16 protein-coding genes and 1 tRNA gene are annotated in these 18,565 nt (G+C 68.7%); 9 read left to right on the forward strand and 8 right to left on the reverse strand.

Annotation, left to right across the window (positions count from 1 at the left end):
* Positions 1-4: 4 nt before the first annotated feature.
* The 5 genes from BSB02_RS02995 to polA all read right to left on the reverse strand — a co-directional run bounded on the left by BSB02_RS02995 (position 5) and on the right by polA (position 7,545).
* On the reverse strand, positions 5-649 hold the full coding sequence (locus BSB02_RS02995) for a hypothetical protein (protein WP_084956489.1): 645 nt from the start codon (positions 647-649) through the stop codon (positions 5-7).
* The gene (locus BSB02_RS03000; RefSeq protein WP_084956491.1) at positions 646-1,668 is read right to left on the reverse strand and encodes a hypothetical protein; all 1,023 of its coding nucleotides are present in this window, start codon (positions 1,666-1,668) and stop codon (positions 646-648) included. The genes BSB02_RS02995 and BSB02_RS03000 overlap by 4 nt, the downstream gene beginning before the upstream one ends.
* 188 nt (positions 1,669-1,856) lie before the next feature.
* A complete protein-coding gene (gene rpsA, locus BSB02_RS03005; protein ID WP_084956493.1) occupies positions 1,857-3,323 on the reverse strand; it encodes a 30S ribosomal protein S1 in 1,467 nt (488 codons plus the stop codon).
* A gap of 212 nt (positions 3,324-3,535) precedes the next feature.
* The gene (locus BSB02_RS03010) at positions 3,536-4,633 is read right to left on the reverse strand and encodes a polysaccharide deacetylase family protein (RefSeq protein ID WP_084956495.1); all 1,098 of its coding nucleotides are present in this window, start codon (positions 4,631-4,633) and stop codon (positions 3,536-3,538) included.
* 224 nt (positions 4,634-4,857) lie between these two features.
* Complete coding sequence (gene polA, locus BSB02_RS03015; protein ID WP_084956497.1) at positions 4,858-7,545, reverse strand: DNA polymerase I; 2,688 nt, start codon at positions 7,543-7,545, stop codon at positions 4,858-4,860.
* Between the two features lie 71 nt (positions 7,546-7,616).
* Between polA and BSB02_RS03020 the strand changes: the two genes are divergently transcribed.
* The 6 genes from BSB02_RS03020 (at position 7,617) to BSB02_RS39310 (ending at position 12,921) form a co-directional block, all read left to right on the forward strand.
* Complete coding sequence (locus tag BSB02_RS03020; RefSeq protein WP_240506166.1) at positions 7,617-8,012, forward strand: hotdog fold thioesterase; 396 nt, start codon at positions 7,617-7,619, stop codon at positions 8,010-8,012.
* Between the two features lie 414 nt (positions 8,013-8,426).
* Positions 8,427-9,746: an ABC transporter permease subunit gene (locus BSB02_RS03025; RefSeq protein WP_084956499.1), complete on the forward strand. Its 1,320-nt coding sequence runs from the start codon at positions 8,427-8,429 to the stop codon at positions 9,744-9,746.
* Positions 9,747-9,758: 12 nt separating this feature from the next.
* The gene (locus BSB02_RS03030) at positions 9,759-10,745 is read left to right on the forward strand and encodes a branched-chain amino acid ABC transporter permease (protein WP_084956501.1); all 987 of its coding nucleotides are present in this window, start codon (positions 9,759-9,761) and stop codon (positions 10,743-10,745) included.
* On the forward strand, positions 10,735-11,676 hold the full coding sequence (locus tag BSB02_RS03035) for an ABC transporter ATP-binding protein (protein WP_084956502.1): 942 nt from the start codon (positions 10,735-10,737) through the stop codon (positions 11,674-11,676). Before BSB02_RS03030 ends, BSB02_RS03035 begins: the two co-directional genes overlap by 11 nt.
* The gene (locus BSB02_RS03040) at positions 11,673-12,458 is read left to right on the forward strand and encodes an ABC transporter ATP-binding protein (protein ID WP_084956504.1); all 786 of its coding nucleotides are present in this window, start codon (positions 11,673-11,675) and stop codon (positions 12,456-12,458) included. Before BSB02_RS03035 ends, BSB02_RS03040 begins: the two co-directional genes overlap by 4 nt.
* A gap of 58 nt (positions 12,459-12,516) precedes the next feature.
* Positions 12,517-12,921, forward strand: coding sequence for a hypothetical protein (locus BSB02_RS39310; protein ID WP_143590183.1), 405 nt, complete (start codon positions 12,517-12,519; stop codon positions 12,919-12,921).
* 87 nt (positions 12,922-13,008) lie between these two features.
* Here the strand turns inward: BSB02_RS39310 and BSB02_RS03050 are convergent, their stop codons facing one another.
* Complete coding sequence (locus tag BSB02_RS03050) at positions 13,009-14,310, reverse strand: ABC transporter substrate-binding protein (protein ID WP_084956508.1); 1,302 nt, start codon at positions 14,308-14,310, stop codon at positions 13,009-13,011.
* 188 nt (positions 14,311-14,498) lie between these two features.
* Here BSB02_RS03050 and BSB02_RS03055 point away from each other — a divergent pair, with 188 nt between their 5' ends.
* Positions 14,499-15,359: a hypothetical protein gene (locus BSB02_RS03055; RefSeq protein ID WP_143590185.1), complete on the forward strand. Its 861-nt coding sequence runs from the start codon at positions 14,499-14,501 to the stop codon at positions 15,357-15,359.
* Here BSB02_RS03055 and BSB02_RS03060 read toward each other — a convergent pair.
* Together BSB02_RS03060 and BSB02_RS03065 are read right to left on the reverse strand one after the other, a co-directional pair.
* Positions 15,351-16,709, reverse strand: a complete 1,359-nt coding sequence (locus BSB02_RS03060) for an ABC transporter substrate-binding protein (protein ID WP_084956512.1) — start codon at positions 16,707-16,709, stop codon at positions 15,351-15,353. The genes BSB02_RS03055 and BSB02_RS03060 overlap by 9 nt on opposite strands.
* A 218-nt stretch (positions 16,710-16,927) precedes the next feature.
* Positions 16,928-17,515 carry an ANTAR domain-containing response regulator gene (locus BSB02_RS03065; protein WP_276206307.1) on the reverse strand — a complete coding sequence of 196 codons (588 nt, stop codon included), beginning with the start codon at positions 17,513-17,515 and terminating at the stop codon, positions 16,928-16,930.
* A 98-nt stretch (positions 17,516-17,613) separates the two neighbouring features.
* Between BSB02_RS03065 and BSB02_RS03070 the strand changes: the two genes are divergently transcribed.
* Together BSB02_RS03070 and BSB02_RS03075 are read left to right on the forward strand one after the other, a co-directional pair.
* A tRNA-Leu gene (locus tag BSB02_RS03070) sits at positions 17,614-17,687 on the forward strand.
* Positions 17,688-17,732: 45 nt separating this feature from the next.
* Entirely contained in the window at positions 17,733-18,503 is a 771-nt protein-coding gene (locus BSB02_RS03075; RefSeq protein WP_240506141.1) for a helix-turn-helix domain-containing protein, read from the forward strand.
* The last annotated feature ends 62 nt before the right edge of the window (positions 18,504-18,565 follow it).

The following is an 18,565-nucleotide window of genomic DNA, read 5'->3' on the forward strand; positions in this document are numbered from 1 at the left end:
AACCCTAGCTGGCCGCGCCCCTCGCCGACTCGCCGGCGGCCTCGCGGTGGAGGACGAAGCCCGGGTCGAAGGTCCGCATGGGCCAGTGCACGTCCGTCTGGTACTGGCTGGTCACCTCCACGTGGTGGAGCCGCGTCACCGTCCCGTTGATCTCGATCGAGCGCAGGCCGTAGGTCACCCCGGCCAGGCCCTGCCCGGCGCCCACGCTGACGAGCCGGCCGTCGGCCACCTCGGCCTGCACCGTGCCGACGCCGACGAACAGCTTCACGGCGCACTCCACCCGCAGGAAGCGGCGGCCGTTCAGCAGCGCCTCCACCGAGGGGGCGTGCTCGGAGGCGACGTCGTGCGGGAGGAGGGTGACGATCTCCCGGCCGGTGGGGTGCGTGCGCTGCCCGGCCTCGCGGAGCTCGCGATGAGAGTGCCACGCGCCCACGAGGACGTCGCCGAGGCTGACCGTGCCGAGCAGGTCCATGGCGGCCTGCGCTATCTGGCCGGCGAAGCCGTCGCCGGTCATGCTCTGCGGGACGGCCCCGGCCAGCACGCCGCCGTCCAGGAGGGCCTGCTGGAGGTGGGCGGCCGCCGTCGCCGCTCCGCCGTACAGCAGCAGGTCGGCGGCGGTGGCCGGGCTGGTGGCGAGGGTCTGGCTCATCGGCGCCTCTCTCGGACGGTCTGCCGGCCTGGATCGGGGTGGAGCACGTACCGCAGGCCGCCCGAGGGGCGCTGCCGGGACGGGGAGCGTCTTTTGGCCAGCAGGACGGCCAGGGCCCCGAGCGCCGCCAGGCCGAGCAGCGGCGTGAGGCCGGTGAGCGTCACCGTCAGGCCCTCCTCGGAGCCTGCGGAGTCCCCCGGGTCCACGAGGGCGGCGGTGTCGCCGGTGTCGCCGGTCGGAGTCTCGGCGGGCGCCGACGGCGGGGGCGTCGTCCTCCGGGGCGGCCGCCTCGGGCCCGCCGTGGCTGCCGGGAGCACCTCGAACGGCATGTCGTCGTTGACGGTGACGTCCTCGTAGCAGCTCAGCGTGACCGTCAGCGGGCCCAGGGGGAGGTCGTCGGGCACGGTGACGTCGGCGGTGAAGTCGCTTTGCGAGGCGTTGAGCGGCTCGGACTCGTGGGCGTCGCCCCAGGACAGCTGGTAGGCACCGCCGGGGGCGCCTTCGCAGAACAGGCCGGTGACGGTGAGGGCGACGGTGCGTCCCGGGCGGGCCGAGGCGGGCTGGAGGGAGGCCTGCAGGATCGACGGCGCCTGCGGTTCTTCGACGGTGTAGGTCGCGGTGGCGGTTCGCGCGCCGGAGTAGAGGCACTGGGCCCAGATCTCGTACTCGCCCGGCGTCGCCTGCGGGATCACGGCGGTGGTGGACAGGCCGTCGTCCGCCGTCTTCCGCGCGGTGTCGTCGATGGGCCCGCCGAGCCAGGCGATCCCGTACGGCCCGCCGGACGGGGACGCTCCGGGCCCGTCGTCGGCCGGGCAGGTCAGCGCCGACGTCAAGGTGACCTCGGTGCCCGCCGGGCCGCTGTCGGGGGTGATCGTCAGCGCCGGCGGCGGGTCGGCCTGCGCGGCGACCGGCCCGGCGAGGCCGGGCACCGCGATGAGCGCTGTTATGAGCACCGTCTTGAGCGCTGGCTTGAGCGCTGTCACGGCCGCCGGGATCCGGGGCGCTGACGCAAGCCGCATGCGCTGTCTCCTCTCCACCCGCGCCTGACGCTAGGGGTGGCGAGGAGACAGCGCATGAGTAAGGGGGTACTCAATCCCGCGCCGTGCGGTGACGCGACGAGGCCCCGCACCTGTGCGGGTGCGGGGCCTCGATGCCGCGTGACCGGCCTGCGGCCGGCGCGAGCCGGGCGGCTCGGCTTACCGGCAGGTCAGCTCTGGCCGCCGGCGAGCTTCTCGCGCAGGGCGGCGAGGGCCTCGTCGGAGGCCAGCGCGCCGCCGGTGCCGGTCTGGGCGGGCTGCTGCGTCTCGCCGCTGTAGGACGACGGCGCCTCCCCGGCCTCGGCCTCGGCCTTGCGGGCCTCCTCGATCTGCCGCTTGTGGGCCTCGAAGCGCTGCTGGGCCTCGGCGTACTGCCGCTCCCACTCCTCGCGCTGCTTCTCGAAGCCCTCCAGCCACTCCCCGGTCTCCGGGTCGAAGCCCTCGGGGTAGATGTAGTTGCCGTGCTCGTCGTAGGTCGCGGCCATGCCGTACAGGGTCGGGTCGAACTCGACCTCGGCGCCCGCGCCCTCGTTGGCCTGCTTGAGCGACAGGCTGATGCGACGGCGGTCGAGGTCGATGTCGATGATCTTCACGAAGATCTCGTCGCCGACCTGGACGACCTGCTCGGGGATCTCGACGTGGCGCTCGGCCAGCTCGGAGATGTGGACCAGGCCCTCGATGCCCTCCTCGACCCGGACGAACGCGCCGAACGGCACCAGCTTGGTGACGCGGCCCGGCACGACCTGGCCGATCTGGTGGGTGCGGGCGAACTGCTGCCACGGGTCTTCCTGGGTGGCCTTGAGCGACAGGGAGACGCGCTCGCGCTCCATGTCGACGTCGAGGACCTCGACGGTGACCTCCTGGCCGACCTCGACGACCTCGGAGGGGTGGTCGATGTGCTTCCAGGACAGCTCCGAGACGTGGACCAGGCCGTCGACGCCGCCGAGGTCGACGAAGGCGCCGAAGTTGACGATCGAGGAGACGACGCCCTTGCGGACCTGACCCTTCTGCAGGGTGTTGAGGAAGGTCTGACGGACTTCGGACTGGGTCTGCTCGAGCCAGGCGCGGCGGGACAAGACCACGTTGTTGCGGTTCTTGTCGAGCTCGATGATCTTGGCCTCGAGCTCCCGGCCGACATACGGCTGCAGGTCGCGGACGCGGCGCATCTCGACCAGGGACGCCGGCAGGAAGCCCCGCAGGCCGATGTCGAGGATGAGACCACCCTTGACGACCTCGATGACGGTGCCGGTGACGATGCCGTCTTCGTCCTTGATCTTCTCGATCGTGCCCCAGGCGCGCTCGTACTGCGCGCGCTTCTTGGACAGGATCAGCCGGCCTTCCTTGTCCTCCTTCTGGAGGACCAGAGCCTCGACGTGCTCGCCGACCTCGACGACCTCGGCCGGGTCGACGTCGTGCTTGATGGACAGCTCACGGGAGGGGATGACGCCCTCGGTCTTGTAGCCGATGTCGAGCAAGACCTCGTCTCGATCGACCTTGACGACGGTGCCCTCGACGATGTCGCCGTCGTTGAAGTACTTGATGGTCTCGTCGATCGCGGCGAGGAAGGCCTCCTCGGAACCGATGTCGTTGACCGCTACCTGCGGGGTGGTCGAGGTGGCCTCGGTGCTGCTCGTCATGTGTGGAATTGCTCCGAACGCGGACAGATGTCGATGTGGCGGACGCGTTGCAGGCCCTTTGTCGATGAAGCCGATTCGACCAGATCGAGCGCGAGCCCGCTCCGTCTGAGGCGCGCGCGAGCCCACAGCGCAGCGATCAGCATATGAGACCTGGGGCACGGGGTCAATCCAAGTGCCCGGCCGGGCCCCTTCGGCACGCCCGGCGGGACCCCTCAGTAGGCGACGATCCGGGGCCCGTGGCTGGGCTGAATACTACCCCGAAGTCCGCGCGGCAGGGAGATCCGTTCCGGGTCTCCGTCGGAGACATAGCGCTGGCCTGGGTGTTTGTCGAGCCATTCGAGCCAGTACTGCGAGCACCACCGGCGGCACTCGCCCTTCTTGCCGTTGCTTTGGATCCGCTGGATCGCTCCGGGGTCGAAGGACTTCGCGAAGGGCGAAACCGACGGCTCGGCCCCGGCGAGGAAGACCCCGGCGAAGTCGTAGGACGTGCCGCCCCAGGAGCCCTTGCCCGCGGCCTTCTTCTTGTGCGGCATCATCCCGAACGGCAGGGCCATCGTCTTCGACGGCGGCGCGCCCAGCTCGGCCAGCAGCCGCTCCAGCCTGGCGATCTGCTCGCGCACCCGCTTGACCGGCAAGGCCCGCAGGTTGGGGTGGCCCCAGGTGTGGTTGGCCACCTCGAAGCCGTGCTGGACCAGCCACTGCACCGCCCTGGCCTGCTGGGCGGGGTCGTCCAGGCCGAAGGGCCGCTTGTTGATCCAGAACGTGGCCACCGGCCGGAAGGAGGGGTACTTGGCCGCCACGCTCAGGATGATCTCCACCGCGGTGTCCTTGACCGGCCGGCCGGCGGCGTCCAGCGCGAAGTGCGACTCGTGGCCGTCGTCGAAGGTGAGCACCACCGGGAACTTGCCGGCCGGCACGCGGATGTCGCCGGTGGCGAACTCGCGGGCGGTGATCGGCACGTATCCCCGGCGGGCCAGCCACTCCAGCTCCCTGCGGACCTGGTCGGGTGTGCGGTCGATCGACGCCCAGCGCCTCTTGACGATCCGGTGGTACATCAGCACCGGCACCAGGCCCGCCTCGTTGGCCTTGACCTGCCTGGCGAACTCGGGCGTGGCCACCACGCCGGGCGGCGGCCGGGAGACGGTCGAGGGCTGGGCGCTCGGCTGGACGGGCGAGGGCCGGGCGGCCCTGTGGCGCGCCGGGGCCTGCGCGTCAGCGGACGGCATGAGCTGCAGGATTCCCAGAGCCAGGACGACCACGATCGCGTTGGCGATGCCGATCAAGCGGACGAGCGACGCCGTACTGCGCACAGAACTCCCAGCCCGAGGACAATTATCAGCAAATCTTCAGCGTAGTGGAATGCCCCGGCGAAGCCCGACCAGACACGCGATGGCGGCACAGCACGTCAAGTGCAGATTTCGCCGTGTTTGTCCAAATATTTCGTTACCTGTCCGGATCGCTGGCCCGCGCCGCACCGGACGGCGCGTGCGAAAGGGGTACGGCGCCCGCCGTACCCCTTATGCCGGACCGGCCGTCAGTGCCCGGCGTCCTCCCAGGTGCGGCCCACGCCCACCGACACCTCCAGCGGCACCCGCAGCGGGTAGGCGGCGGCCATCTGGTCGCACACGAGCTGCCGCAGCGTCTCCAGCTCGCCCGGCGCCACCTCGAAGACCAGCTCGTCGTGCACCTGGAGCAGCATGCGCGAGCGCAGCCCCTCCTCGCGCAGCGCCTGCCGCACGTTCAGCATGGCCACCTTGATGATGTCGGCCGCCGAGCCCTGGATGGGCGCGTTGAGCGCCATGCGCTCGGCCATCTCGCGCCGCTGCCGGTTGTCGCTGGTCAGGTCGGGCAGGTAGCGGCGGCGGCCCATGATGGTCTCGGTGTAGCCGTCGGCGCGGGCCTGGGCGACGATCGCGTGGAGGAAGTCGCGCACGCCGCCGAACTCCTGGAAGTACTCCTCCTTCAGCGCCCGCGCCTCCGCCACCGGGATGTTGAGCTGGCTGGACAGCCCGAAGTCCGACAGCCCGTAGGCCAGGCCGTAGTTCATCGCCTTGATGCGCGCCCGCAGCTCCCCGTCGACCTGCTCGGGCGGCAGGTCGAACACGCGCGAGGCGGTGGCGGCGTGGAAGTCGTGGCCGGACTCGAAGGCGGCGATGAGCGACTCGTCGCCCGACAGGTGGGCCATGATGCGCAGCTCGATCTGGCTGTAGTCGGCCGTCAGCAGCGTCTCGTAGCCCTCGCCGACCACGAAGCCCTGCCGGATGCGGCGGCCCTCGGCGGTGCGGATGGGGATGTTCTGCAGGTTGGGCTTCTCCGACGACAGCCGGCCGGTGGCGGCGATGATCTGGTTGAAGGTGGTGTGGATGCGGCCGTCGGGGGCCACCTCGGCCAGCAGCCCGGTGACGGTGACCATGAGCTTTTGCTGGTCGCGGTGGCGCAGCATGATGACGGGCAGCTCGTGGTCGGTCTGGGTGGCCAGCCACGCCAGCTGCTCGGCGTCGGTGCTGTAGCCGGTCTTGGTGCGCTTGGTCTTGGGCAGGTTGAGCTTGTTGAACAGGATCTCCTGCAGCTGCTTGGGGGAGCCCAGGTTGAACTGCTCGCCGACGACGCGGTGGGCCTCCTCCACGGCCTGCTTGACCCCGGCGGCGAACTGCGCCTCCATGGCCGACAGGTGCTCGCGGTCGACCGCGATGCCGGCCCGCTCCATCTCCGCCAGCACCCGCAGCAGCGGCAGCTCGACCTCCTCCAGCAGCTGGGCGCCGCCCCGCTTGGCCAGGAACCCCTCCAGGGCGTCGGCCAGCTCGCGCACCGCGGCCGCGCGCAGGGCCAGGTCCTTGGCCGGGGCGTCCTCGTCGTCGCCGAACAGCGCGGGCTGGGCGGTCTCGGCCTGCTCGGCGCGCAGGTCGCGGTTGACGTAGCGGCGGGCCAGCTCCTCCAGCTCGAAGGTGCGCTGGCCGGGCATGGCCAGGTAGGCCGCCAGCGCCGTGTCGCACGACAGGCCCCGCAGGTCCATGCCCATCGCCCACAGGGCCAGCAGCGGCCCCTTGGCGTCGTGCACGGCCTTGGGGGCCTCGGAGGCCAGCCAGGCCGACAGGGCCGCGAAGTCGGCCTCGGTGAGCCTGGTCGGGTCGATGTGGGCGGCCGTGCCGTCGGGCGAGGCGATCGCGATGGCGTCGATGCGGCCGGTGCCGCTGCCGTACGCGCCGCGGAAGGCCAGCCCGGCGCGGCCCCCGGGCAGCGCCGACAGCCAGCCGGCCACCTCGTCGGGGCCCAGCAGCACGGTCTGGACCTCGAAACCGTGGTCGGGGCCGGCCTCCCCCGAGCCGAGCACCTTGAAGACGCGCTCGCGCAGCTCGCCGCGGATCTGGAGGGTGTCGAAGAGCTTGTCGATCTCCTCGCGCTCCCACCGGCCCTGCGTGAGGTCCTCGACGCGGACGTCGATCGGCACGTCGCGCAGCAGCTGGGTGAGGCGGCGGTTCATCAGCACCTGGTCCAGGTGCTCGCGCAGCTTGTCGCCGACCTTGCCCTTGACCTCGTCGACCCGGTTGACCAGCTCCTCCAGGGTGCCGAAGTCGCGTATCCACTTGGCGGCGGTCTTCTCGCCCACGCCCGGGATGCTCAGGAGGTTGTCGCTGGGGTCTCCGCGCAGCGCGGCGAAGTCGGGATACTGCTGCGGGGTCAGCTCGTACTTCTCATAGACGGCCTCGGGCGTGAAACGGGTCATCTCGCTGATGCCGCGGCGGGTCATCAGCACCGTCACCCGCTCGTCGACCAGCTGGAGCACGTCGCGGTCGCCGGTCACGATGAGCACGTTCATGTCCTGCGCCGCCGCGCGGGTGGCGAGCGTGGCGATGATGTCGTCGGCCTCATACCCGGGCACCGACAGATACGGGATCTTCATGGCGTCGAGCAGCTCGAAGATCAGGCGCATCTGGTCGCGGAACTCGTCGGGCGCCGAGGACCTGTTGGCCTTGTAGTCGCCGTAGGTCTCGTGCCGGAACGTGGGCTCGGACCGGTCGAAGCAGACCGCCACGTGGGTCGGCTGCTCATCGCGCAGCATGTTGGTCAGCATCGAGGTGAAGCCGTAGACGGCGGCCGTCGGCTGCCCGTCGGTCGTCATCAGGTTGGCTTCCTTCAGCGCATAGAACGCCCGATACGCCAGGGAATGCCCGTCCAGCAACAGCAGACAGGGCCGATTGGGGGTCGCTTCACTCTTCGGCACACCCGCAGCCTAGTCTCCAACTGCGACAGAAAACCTGAGCTCGAGAGAGTGGAGGGCTCCCCTTGACGCTGATGGACGCCGCCATGGTCAACGCGATGAGCGAGGGCACGCTCGCCGCGCGCATGGGCATCGAGTTCCTGGAGGCCAGTGCCGAGCGCGTGGTCGCCCGCATGCCGGTCGAAGGCAACACCCAGCCGTACGGCCTGCTGCACGGCGGCGCCTCGGCGGTGCTGGCCGAGACGATCGGCTCGATCGGGGCGGCCATCCACGCCGGGCCCGGCCGCATCGCCGTCGGCATCGAGATCAACGCCACCCACCACCGCTCGGCCACCTCCGGCTACGTGACGGGCGTGGGCACCCGGCTGCACGGCGGGCGCACGCTGGCGACCTACCAGGTCGAGATATCCGACGAACAGGGAAGAAAGGTCTGCACCTCGCGTATCACCTGCATGTTGCGCGACAGATGAACCTCCGGCGAGTTTCGGTCACCCTTTGCACATCACCCCCGTAGGTCGCTACGGTGGATCGAAGCAGAGCCCGCGGGGGAGGCCGAGTAGATAACGTGTAGGGCCGGGGAAGCCGTACACGGTCCCAAAGGCCCCTCCCCGGGCTCGTCGGCGGACTGACCTGCGTATTCGAGCCCCCTTACCACAACCGGCGCATCCAGCCCCTTTCGCCCCGGCATCGGCCCGTCAACGCCACGCGCGAACCCCCATTTAGCCCCTGACCAGCAAACTTTTTGCTCACATCAGCGCTACACCACCATCACTAATTGGTGACGAACGGTTCGGAAACGGGCGCGGCCGGAATAGGCTCCCGCCACAGCATCCCAGTCGTGCCTGCGATGCCTGCGTGTCGAGACGGAGGGCCCACTCCCTCCTATGACCTACAAGGGAGCACCATTGCGCAGAGCCGTGATCGCGTTCACGGCCTTCCTGGGTGGCCTCATCTTCCTCCTCGCCAGTCCGGCCGGCGCCGCGGCCGACGGCGAAGGACTCAGAGGCACACTCCGACTCCAAGGCCAGCCAGTGAACGGCGTGAAGATCGTCGTGACCACCGAGGACGGACAACCCGTCAAAGAGGTCACCACAGATGCCAAGGGCCAATGGGAGGTTCCCGTCCCCAAGGCCGGAAAATACAAGGTCACGCTGGACGTCAAGACGCTTCCCCCCAACGCCCAGATCCGCGGCGGCAACCCCGTCCGCACCCCGACGGTCTACGAAGGCAACGTGTCGACCGTGCTGTTCGCGCTCGAACCCAAGGCGGCAGCCGGCCAGCAGCCCGCCGACTCCTCCGACGGCGGGCAGTTCTGGCGCAGAGCGGCCCAGCTCACCTTCGAGGGCTTCAACCTGGGCCTCATCATCGCGCTCGCGGCCCTCGGCCTGTCGCTGATCTACGGCACCACCGGCCTGACCAACTTCGCCCACGGCGAGCTGGTCACCCTCGGCGCCGTCGTGGCCTGGTTCTTCAACACCGGCATCTTCGGCCTGGCCGGCATGCCGCTCATCCCGGCCGCCATCCTGGCGGTCATCGTCTGCGGCGCGTTCGGCTACCTCCAGGACCGGCTGTTCTGGGGCAAGCTGCGCAAGCGGGGCACCGGCGTCATCGCCATGATGATCATCTCGATCGGTGTCGCCATCCTGCTGCGCAACCTCATCCAGTTCTTCTTCGGCCCGCAGACCGAGTCCTTCACCGAGTACAACGCCCAGGCGGGCATCACCGTCGGCCCGATCACCGCCGCCCCGAAGAACTTCTGGGCCATGGGCATCGAGCTGGCCGTCCTGATCATCGTCGGCCTCGCGCTGCTGAAGACCCGCACCGGCAAGGCCGCCCGCGCCGTGGCCGACAACCCGGCGCTGGCCGCCTCCTCCGGCATCAACGTCGACCGGGTCATCCGCATCATCTGGACCGTCGGCGGCGCCATCGCCGCGCTCGCCGGCGTCATGCTCGGCCTGTCGCAGTTCCTGAAGTTCACCATGGGCCAGGACATCCTGCTGCTGGTCTTCGCCGGCGTCACGCTCGGCGGCCTGGGCACCGCCTTCGGCGCCCTGGTCGGCTCCCTGGTGGTGGGCGTGTTCATCCAGGTGTCCACGCTGTGGGTGCCGCCGGAGCTGAAGTCGGTCGGCGCGCTGGCCGTCCTCATCATCGTGCTTCTCTTCCGGCCGCAGGGCATCCTCGGCCGCCGCGAGCGGATCGGCTGACGGGGGTAACTCATGGACTGGCTGACCATTCTCACCACCACCGTCCACGCCGCCATCGGCTGGGAAGCCGTCGTGTACGGCCTGGCCGCCATCGGCGTCAACATCCACTTCGGCTACACGGGCCTGCTCAACTTCGGCCAGGCGGCCTTCATGGCCGTCGCCGGCTACGGCCTGGCCGTCATGATCACCGTGTTCAACGCGCCGTTCTGGGTCGGCATCGCCGTCGGCCTGGCGGGAGCCGTACTGCTCGCGCTCGTCCTCGGCGCCCCCACGCTGCGGCTGCGCGCCGACTACCTGGCCATCGTGACCATCGCCGCCGCCGAGATCATCCGGCTCATCTTCCGCTCGGTGTACTTCAAGGACATCTTCGGCGGCTCCGACGGCCGGCGCGGCTTCAACGCCGACTTCTACGCCATGAACCCCTACCCGCCGGGGCACTACGGCATCGGCCCGTTCGGCTTCAACGAGCGCACCATGTGGCTGCTGACCGTCGGCTGGAGCGTCGTCCTGCTCAGCTGCCTGGTGGTCTACCTGCTCATGAAGAGCCCCTGGGGCCGCGTGCTCAAGGCGATCCGCGAGGACGAGGACGCCGTGCGCAGCCTCGGCAAGAACGTCTTCGCCTACAAGATGCAGTCCCTGGTCCTGGGCGGCGTCATCGGCTGCTTCGGCGGCTTCTTCTACGGCCTGTACAACGGCTCGGTCCAGCCCGACGTCTTCGGCACCGAGATGACCTTCTTCGCCTACACCATCGTCATCCTCGGCGGCGCCGCCCGCGTGTTCGGCCCCGTCGTCGGCGCGATGATCTTCTGGGTGCTGTTCGTCTTCATCGGCAACCTGCTGGCCGAACTCGTCGCCAACGGGTACATCCCCTTCATGACCAGCATCCAGGTGGGCCCCATCCGCTACGCCCTGGTTGGTCTAGGCTTCATCCTGTTGCTGGTCTACCGGCCGCAGGGCATCTTCGGTGACAAGAGGGAGATCGCCATCGATGCGCGATGACACGATGACCACCAGCCCGAAGAAGGCCGCCGCGCTGGCCGCTTTCAAGGACCTGCCGCGCGAGCCCGGCGTGCCCAAACCCGACCCGATCCTCATCGCCGACAACGTCGTGCGCCGCTTCGGCGGCCTGACCGCCGTCAACGTCGAGCACGTGGAGATCCAGCGCGGCTCCATCACCGCGCTCATCGGCCCCAACGGCGCCGGCAAGACCACCTTCTTCAACCAGCTCACCGGCTTCGACCACGCCGACTCCGGCGAGTGGACCTTCAACGGCCGCAAGATGAACGGCCTGCCCGCCCACAAGGTGGCACGCGCCGGCATGGTCCGCACCTTCCAGCTCACCAAGGCGCTGTCCAAGCTCACGGTGATGGAGAACATGCGCCTGGGCGCCCAGGGGCAGAAGGGCGAGAGCTTCTTCCGCGCCCTGGTGCCCAACCTGTGGCGCGGCCAGGAGGACGAGATCACCGCCCGCGCCGAGGAACTGCTGGAGCGCTTCAAGCTCGACGCCAAGCGCGAGGACTTCGCCGGCTCGCTGTCCGGCGGCCAGCGCAAGCTCCTGGAGATGGCCCGGGCCCTCATGGTCAAGCCCGAGCTGGTCATGCTCGACGAGCCGATGGCTGGCGTCAACCCCGCCCTCACCCAGTCCCTGCTGGGCCACGTCAAAGACCTGCGCGAGCAGGGCATGACCGTGCTGTTCGTCGAGCACGACATGGACATGGTCCGCGACATCAGCGACTGGGTGATCGTCATGGCCCAGGGCGCGATCATCGCCGAGGGGCCGCCCGACGCCATCATGTCCGACGAGCGCGTCATCGACGCCTACCTCGGCGCCCACCACGACGCGCCCCTGTCGGAGGAGGAACTGCAGGCACAGCTCCACGAGGCGGAGGCCGCCCTGGAAGCCGAGGCCGAGGAGGAGACCGCCAAATGAGCATCGCCCCCGAGTCCAAGGCCGCCGTCGTCGACCGCTCGGCCCACCTGGAGGGCGCCAAGGACGCCATCCTGCGCTGCGACGAGCTCATCGCCGGCTACGTCCCCGGCGTCAACATCCTCAACGGCTCCGACCTGTACGCCCGCGAGGGCGAGCTGATCGGCATCATCGGCCCCAACGGCGCCGGCAAGTCCACCCTGCTGAAGGCCATGTTCGGCCTGGTGACCGTGCGCAGCGGCAAGGTCACCCTCAAGGGCGAGGACATCACCAACATGAAGGCGCACGAGCTGGTCTCCCGCGGCGTCGGCTACGTGCCGCAGACCAACAACGTCTTCCCCAGCCTGACCATCGAGGAGAACCTCGAGATGGGCGCCTACCAGGTGCCCGGCAAGTTCAAGGAACGCTTCGAGTTCGTCGCCGAACTGTTCCCCGCCCTCAAGGAACGGCGCAAGCAGCGCGCCGGCTCCCTGTCGGGCGGCGAACGCCAGATGGTCGCCATGGCCAGGGCGCTGATGACCGAACCGACGGTGCTGCTGCTGGACGAGCCCTCGGCCGGCCTGTCACCCAAGCTGCAGGACCTGGTCTTCATCCAGGCCCAGCAGATCAACCAGGCCGGCGTCACCGTCATCATGGTGGAGCAGAACGCCAGGCGCTGCCTGCAGATCTGCCACCGCGGCTACGTGCTCGACCAGGGCCGCAACGCCTACTCCGGCACCGGCCGCCAGCTCGCCAACGACCCCAAGGTCATCGAGCTCTACCTCGGCACGCTCGCCCGAGCCTGACATATTTTCGGCAAAGGGGGTGTACGGCCAGGCCGTACACCCCCTTTCATTGGCATCTGTGAGAACTCTTGCGGCCTTAGCACTCGCCGTCCCCCTCGCCCTGACGGGCTGCCAGGCAGACCAGCCCAAGGACCAGCCCAAATACAGCACCGGCGGCAACACCTCCGACTCCCCCTGCGCGCGCGTCGCATCCGCCATCGGCTACGCCGAACTCATGCTGGTCCCACCCGGCCAGGAAGAACGCCAGAACTTCGAAGACGCCGTCATCAGCCGCATCGCCGAGGTCAACGGCATCACCGCCGAGTTCGCCGACCGCCTGCCCGCCCAGGCTCGCGAACCCGCCACCCAGGTCAGGCAGGCCGCGTCCGCCCTGTCCAAAGGCGACGTGCCGCACGACCGGCAGGTCCGGCTGCTCAAGCAGTACCGCGCCGCCACCGGCCGACTGCAACAGGCCTGCACCTGACCAACCCCCGCGAACCCCGCGAACACGGCGAAGGGCCCGGTCCACGAACGGACCGGGCCCTTACCGTATCGTCAGGCCGGGGAAACCTCAGCCGGCGATGTTGCCGGTGCGGTACTCCAGCGCCTTGGGACCGTAGGTGTTGTTCTCGTTGTACTCGTAGATGCCGATCGTCGCCACCGACGGGTCACCCACCTCGTTGAACTCCACCGGGCCGCTGACACCCTCGTAGTTGATGTCCTTGCCGGCCTTCAGCAGCTCCACGCAGCTCTTGAAGTCCGTGCACTTCTCGCCGTCCTTGCTGACCTCGATCAGCTTGGCCGCGATGTCGGTGCCCGCGTCGGACTTGGCGGCCTCGGCGGCCAGCGCCACCAGGTTGGCGGCGTCGTAGGACTCAGGCGCGTAGCTGAAGTCCTTCAGATCCGGGTTGATCTCCAGCAGCTTCTTCTGGAACGCCTCCGGCGAGGCCGCACCCGGCAGCGTGCCCTTGACGCCCTTCAGCGTGCCCTTGGGCATCTTGGCGTAGTTGGTGTTCGACAGGTTGCCGTCGACGTGGTACCACTTCACCTTGTCGGCGGTCAGACCCTGCTTGACCAGCTCCTGGATGACCTTCGCGGTCTCCTCGAACCCGATCTGCACCACGGCCTGCGGGTTGGCGGCCTTCACCTTGGCCACATCCGCCGAGAAGTCCGCGGCCTTCGGGTCGTAGTCCACCCGCGCGACCACCTGGCCGCCGCCGGCCTCGACGGTCTTCTGGACCTGGTCGGCCAGGCCCGTGCCGTAGGAGTCCTGCATGGCCATGATGGCCACCTGCTCGTTGCCGTCGGCCAGAACCAGGTCACCCAGCACCCGGCCCTGCAGCACGTCCGGCGGAGAGGTGCGGAAGTACAGCCCGTTGTCCTTGATCGTGCTGAACTTGTCGGAGGTGTTGGCCGGCGAGAAGTGCACCACACCGGCGCCCGTGATCTTGTCCAGCACCGACTCCGACACCGACGAGGACGCCGCGCCGACGATCACGTCGGCCTTCTGCGCCAGCAGCTTGTCCACCGACTGCGAGGCGATGTTCGTCGTCGTGTCACCCGAGTCGGTGTGGATCTTCCCCACCGGCTTGCCGAGCACGCCGCCCGCCTCGTTGATCTCCTTGACCGCGAGGTCCACACCGGCGAACTCAGGCGGGCCAAGGAAGGCGAGCGAGCCCGTCTGCGGAAGCAGAGTGCCAATGGTCAGCGTCCCGTCGCCCTTCGCGGCGGGAGCCGCCGACGTGGCGGGCGCGGCGGTGTTGGTGGCCGCAGGCGGATTGGCGGTGTCGCCGCCACCACCACACGCCGTGAGAGCGAGGCTCGTCGCAGCCGCGACGGCCAACGCGCGCCCGAGAGGGGCAATGCGGATCATGAAGTGTCTCCATCCATCCAGGCCCGGGATTCGGTCAGCACCGCCGACGCGTCCCGATCGAATGACGGAAACGTACAAAACTCCTGGTGAGCCGAACCAGATGCTTGAAAGAACTGTCGGCACTTGGATGCCGAGTCGTAATCACTCCTCAACTTACCCGCCGACCCCCGGCCCCTAATGTGCCTAACGTGAAGCGGGTTCTCCACCTCCTCCTGCCACCGGCCATCGCACTCGCGCTGACCTCCTGCTCCCGCGAGAACTCCCCCGCCGAGCCCGCCGCGCCACCCCCACCAGGCGTGTCGGTCTCCCTCGCCCAATGGCGCTCCGACGAACCCGCCCACCGCCTCCAGGTCGCCGTCCGCAATACCGGCGACACCCCCGTCTACTTTTCCGACCTCCAGCTCGTCACCGAATCATTCACCACCCTCCCGCCACAAAAGACCGAAGCCGTCATTCCCCGCACCAACCGCACCGACCTGCCCATCCCATACGGCCAAGCCAACTGCGACCCGGCCGGCGTGCCACCCCTCAAACCCGCCACCGTCGTCGCCCACCTGCGCGTCGGCGACGAACCCCTGCGCCAGGTCGCCTTCCCCCTCCCCCACCCCGACCCGCTGCTGACCCGCCTGCTGCGCGACGAATGCTCCGCCTTCCTCATCAAGCAGGCCGCCGACATCGCCTTCGCCCCCCAATGGCGCGAACAAGGCAAACAACTGCACGGCACGCTCACCGTCACCCGCCGCTCCGGCACCACCCCACTCACCCTGCAGTCCATCGACGGCACCACCCACTACATCATCAACCCCGCCTCCGGACGGCGCCGCCCCATGGCCACCCTCGACGGCACCGCCAAATCACTGGAGATCCCCGTCGTCGTCACCCCCGGCCGCTGCGACCCCCACGCCTTCGCCGAAGCCAAGAAAGCCCACCTGTTCCCGGTCCGCGCCTCACTCGGCCAAGACCAGGAACGGGTCGTCATCGTCTCGCCCGACCAGCAGGCCCAGCGGCTCATGGTCGACTACGCCCGCCGCACCTGCGGCCTAGCCTGAGATCGTGCCCCTGCGATACTCGATCGCCCGGCTGCCGTAGGTGTTGTCCTCGCCGTACTGGTAGATCCCGATCGTCGCCACCGTCGGATCGCCCACCTCGTCGAAGTCGACCTGCCCGCTGACACCCTCGTAGTCGACGTCCTTGCCCGCCCTCAGCAGCTCCACGCAGCTCTTGAAGTCCGTGCACTTCTCGCCACCCTTGCTCACCTCAACCAGCTTGGCCGCGATATCGGGACCCGCATCGGACTCGGCGGCCTCGGCGGCCAGCGCGATCAGGTTCACCGCGTCATAGGACTCAGGCGCGTAGTTGAAGTCCTTCAACCCCGCGTTCACCTTCAGCAGCTTCCCGCGGAAGGCCTCCGGCGAGGCCGCCCCCGGCAACGTGCCCTTGACGCCCTTCAGCGTGCCCTTCGGCATCCTCACGTAGTTCGTGTTGGACAGATTCCCATCCACCATGTACCACTTGTGCCGGTCGCTGGTCAGCCCCTGCTTGACCAGCTCCTGGATCACCTTCGCCGTCTCCTCGAACCCGATCAGCACGATCGCCTGCGGGCCGGCCGCCTTCACCTCGGCCACATCCGCCGAGAAGTCCGCCGCCTTCGGGTCGTAGTCCACCCGCACGACCACCTCGCCGCCGCCGGCCTGCACCGTCTTACCCACGTTGTCGGCCAGGCCCGTGCCGTACGAATCCTGCATCGCCATGATCGCCACGGTCTCGTTGCCGTCCGACAACACCACATCACCCAGCACCCGCCCCTGCAACCGATCCGGCGGCGACGTACGGAAATACAACCCGTTGTCCTTGATCGTGCTGAACTTGTCGGAGGTGTTGGCCGGCGAGAAATGCAACACCCCCGCCCCCGTGATCTTGTCCAGCACCGACTCCGACACCGACGAGGACGCCGCACCGACGACCACATCGGCCCTCTGCGCCAGCAACTTGTCCACCGCCTGCGAGGCGATGTTCGTCGTCGTGTCACCGGAATCCGTGTGGATCTTCCCCACCGGCTTGCCCAGCACGCCCCCCGCCGCGTTGATCTCCCCGACCGCCAGATCGACGGCCGCGAACATCGGCGGCCCCAAAAACGCCAGACTCCCCGACTGCGGCAGCAACGAGCCGATCGTCAGCGTGCCGTCCCCCTTCACGGCGACCGCCGCCGACGAGGCCGGCCCGGACGGACCCTGCGTGGCCGCACCCCGGCCACCGGCACCCTCCCCAGCGCCGCCCCCACCGCCGCCCCCACCGCCGCCCCCACCGCCGCACGCCACCGCGGCAAGACCCGCGGCCACCGCCACCGCCAGCAGACGAGTCGATCGGGTCGTTCGAGTCGATCGGGTCAATCGGGTCATAAGGTGTCGCCTCCATCCCTCGAGACATCCACCCGCCAGCATGACCCGCACCCACCGACAACCAAGATCATGCGAAAATCGGATACGCACTCGTGACGCCGCCCACACCACCCCCAGGCCGCCCCACCAGCGCCATCACAACTTCAGCTCCGATACGGCCCAGCCGCCCCCAACACCCCGCCCCAACCCCCGTTACACCCCAGAGCCCGATCCGTAACCTAACCGTGCTGCCGCTGCGCGTCATCGATCACCAACTGCGCCACCTCACGCATGCTCAACCGCCGATCCATCGACGCCTTCTGAATCCACCGAAACGCCTGCGGCTCCGACCACCCATGCCTGGACATCAACAAACCCTTGGCCCGCTCCACCAGCTTCCTCGTCTCCAACTGCCCAGAAAGACTCGACACCTCCCTGGCCAGCGCCACCATCTCCTCATGCCGGCTCACCGCCATCTCGATCGCCGGCACCAGATCCGCCTTCGTGAACGGCTTCACCAAATACGCCATCGCCCCCGCATCCCGCGCCCGCTCCACAAGATCACGCTGAGAGAACGCGGTCAGAATCAGACACGGCGCGACCCGATCCGCCACGATGCGCTCCGCCGCCGAGATACCATCCAAAATCGGCATCTTCACATCCAAGATGACCAGATCAGGCCGCAGCTCAGTGGCAAGCTTGACAGCGGTCTCGCCATCGGCCGCCTCACCGACCACGACGTAACCGTCCTCCTGAAGCATCTCCTTGAGATCGAGACGAATCAGCGCCTCGTCTTCCGCGATCACCACTCGCCGCTGCGTACTCACGAGCAGAAGGGTACCGAGGTCCGCTACATTAGAGCGAGGCCGGAGCCCCCAAGCCGATCCTGCGTAGCACGGGCACGGCTAAGATTTATCGGACAAAAGCCCCGATAGACCAACCGGCAGAGTCGATGCACTCAAAATGCATGTAGTGTGGGTTCGAATCCCACTCGGGGCACTTGAGCGGTCTCGTTTTGTCGGAGCCGCGTGCGACACTCTCCGCGTGTATGACTTCACGTATCGTCAGCACGCCCTCCGCCTCCTCCGCTCCGGCTTGAGCATCACCGAGGTCAGCCGCCAGCTCGGCGTAAACCGCTCGACGGTCCGCGATTGGCGTGACCATGAGGACCGCGACTCCCCCATGACAGGAGTCTGCCCTCGGTGCTGTCTGTCGCCCTCGCTGCCGTCCCCGGGGCACACCTACACGTACCTGCTCGGGCTGTATCTCGGTGACGGCTGCATCAGCCGGGTCGGCGATCCTCGCAAGGACGTCTGGTCGCTCCGCATCGCGTGTGCCGACGCCTGGCCTGGGATCCGGGCGGAGTGCGTCGCCGCCATGCAAGCCATCAGGCCCACCAACAAGGTCCGCGTCCTGCAGCGACAGGGCTACAGCGAGGTCAACTCCTTCTCGAAACACTGGCCGCATCTGTTCCCCCAGCACGGGCCTCACAAGAAGCACGAGCGGAAGATCGTCCTGGAGCCTTGGCAGCGTAGCCTCGTCAAGGCGCATCCAGGAGCGCTCGTCCGAGGACTGATGCACTCCGACGGCTACCGTGGCATGAACCGGATCCGTCATCGGGTCAACGGGGAGGACCGCTGGTACGAGTACCCCCGCTATCTCTTCAAGAACGAGTCCGCCGACATCCTCCAGCTCTGCGGTGAGGCGCTCGACATGCTCGGCGTCGCCTGGCGCTACTCCCGCCACAACACCATCTCGATTGCCAAGCGTTCGGCCGTGGAGGCGCTTGACGCCCACGTCGGCCCGAAGTACTGACCGGTTACGCATGAGTGGGATGCGCGGCGGAGTGCTGGGGCTGGGCGGCGGTCCGAGACGGC

Source organism: Thermoactinospora rubra, assembly GCF_002093975.1.
Classification (GTDB): Bacteria; Actinomycetota; Actinomycetes; order Streptosporangiales; family Streptosporangiaceae; genus Nonomuraea; species Nonomuraea rubra_A.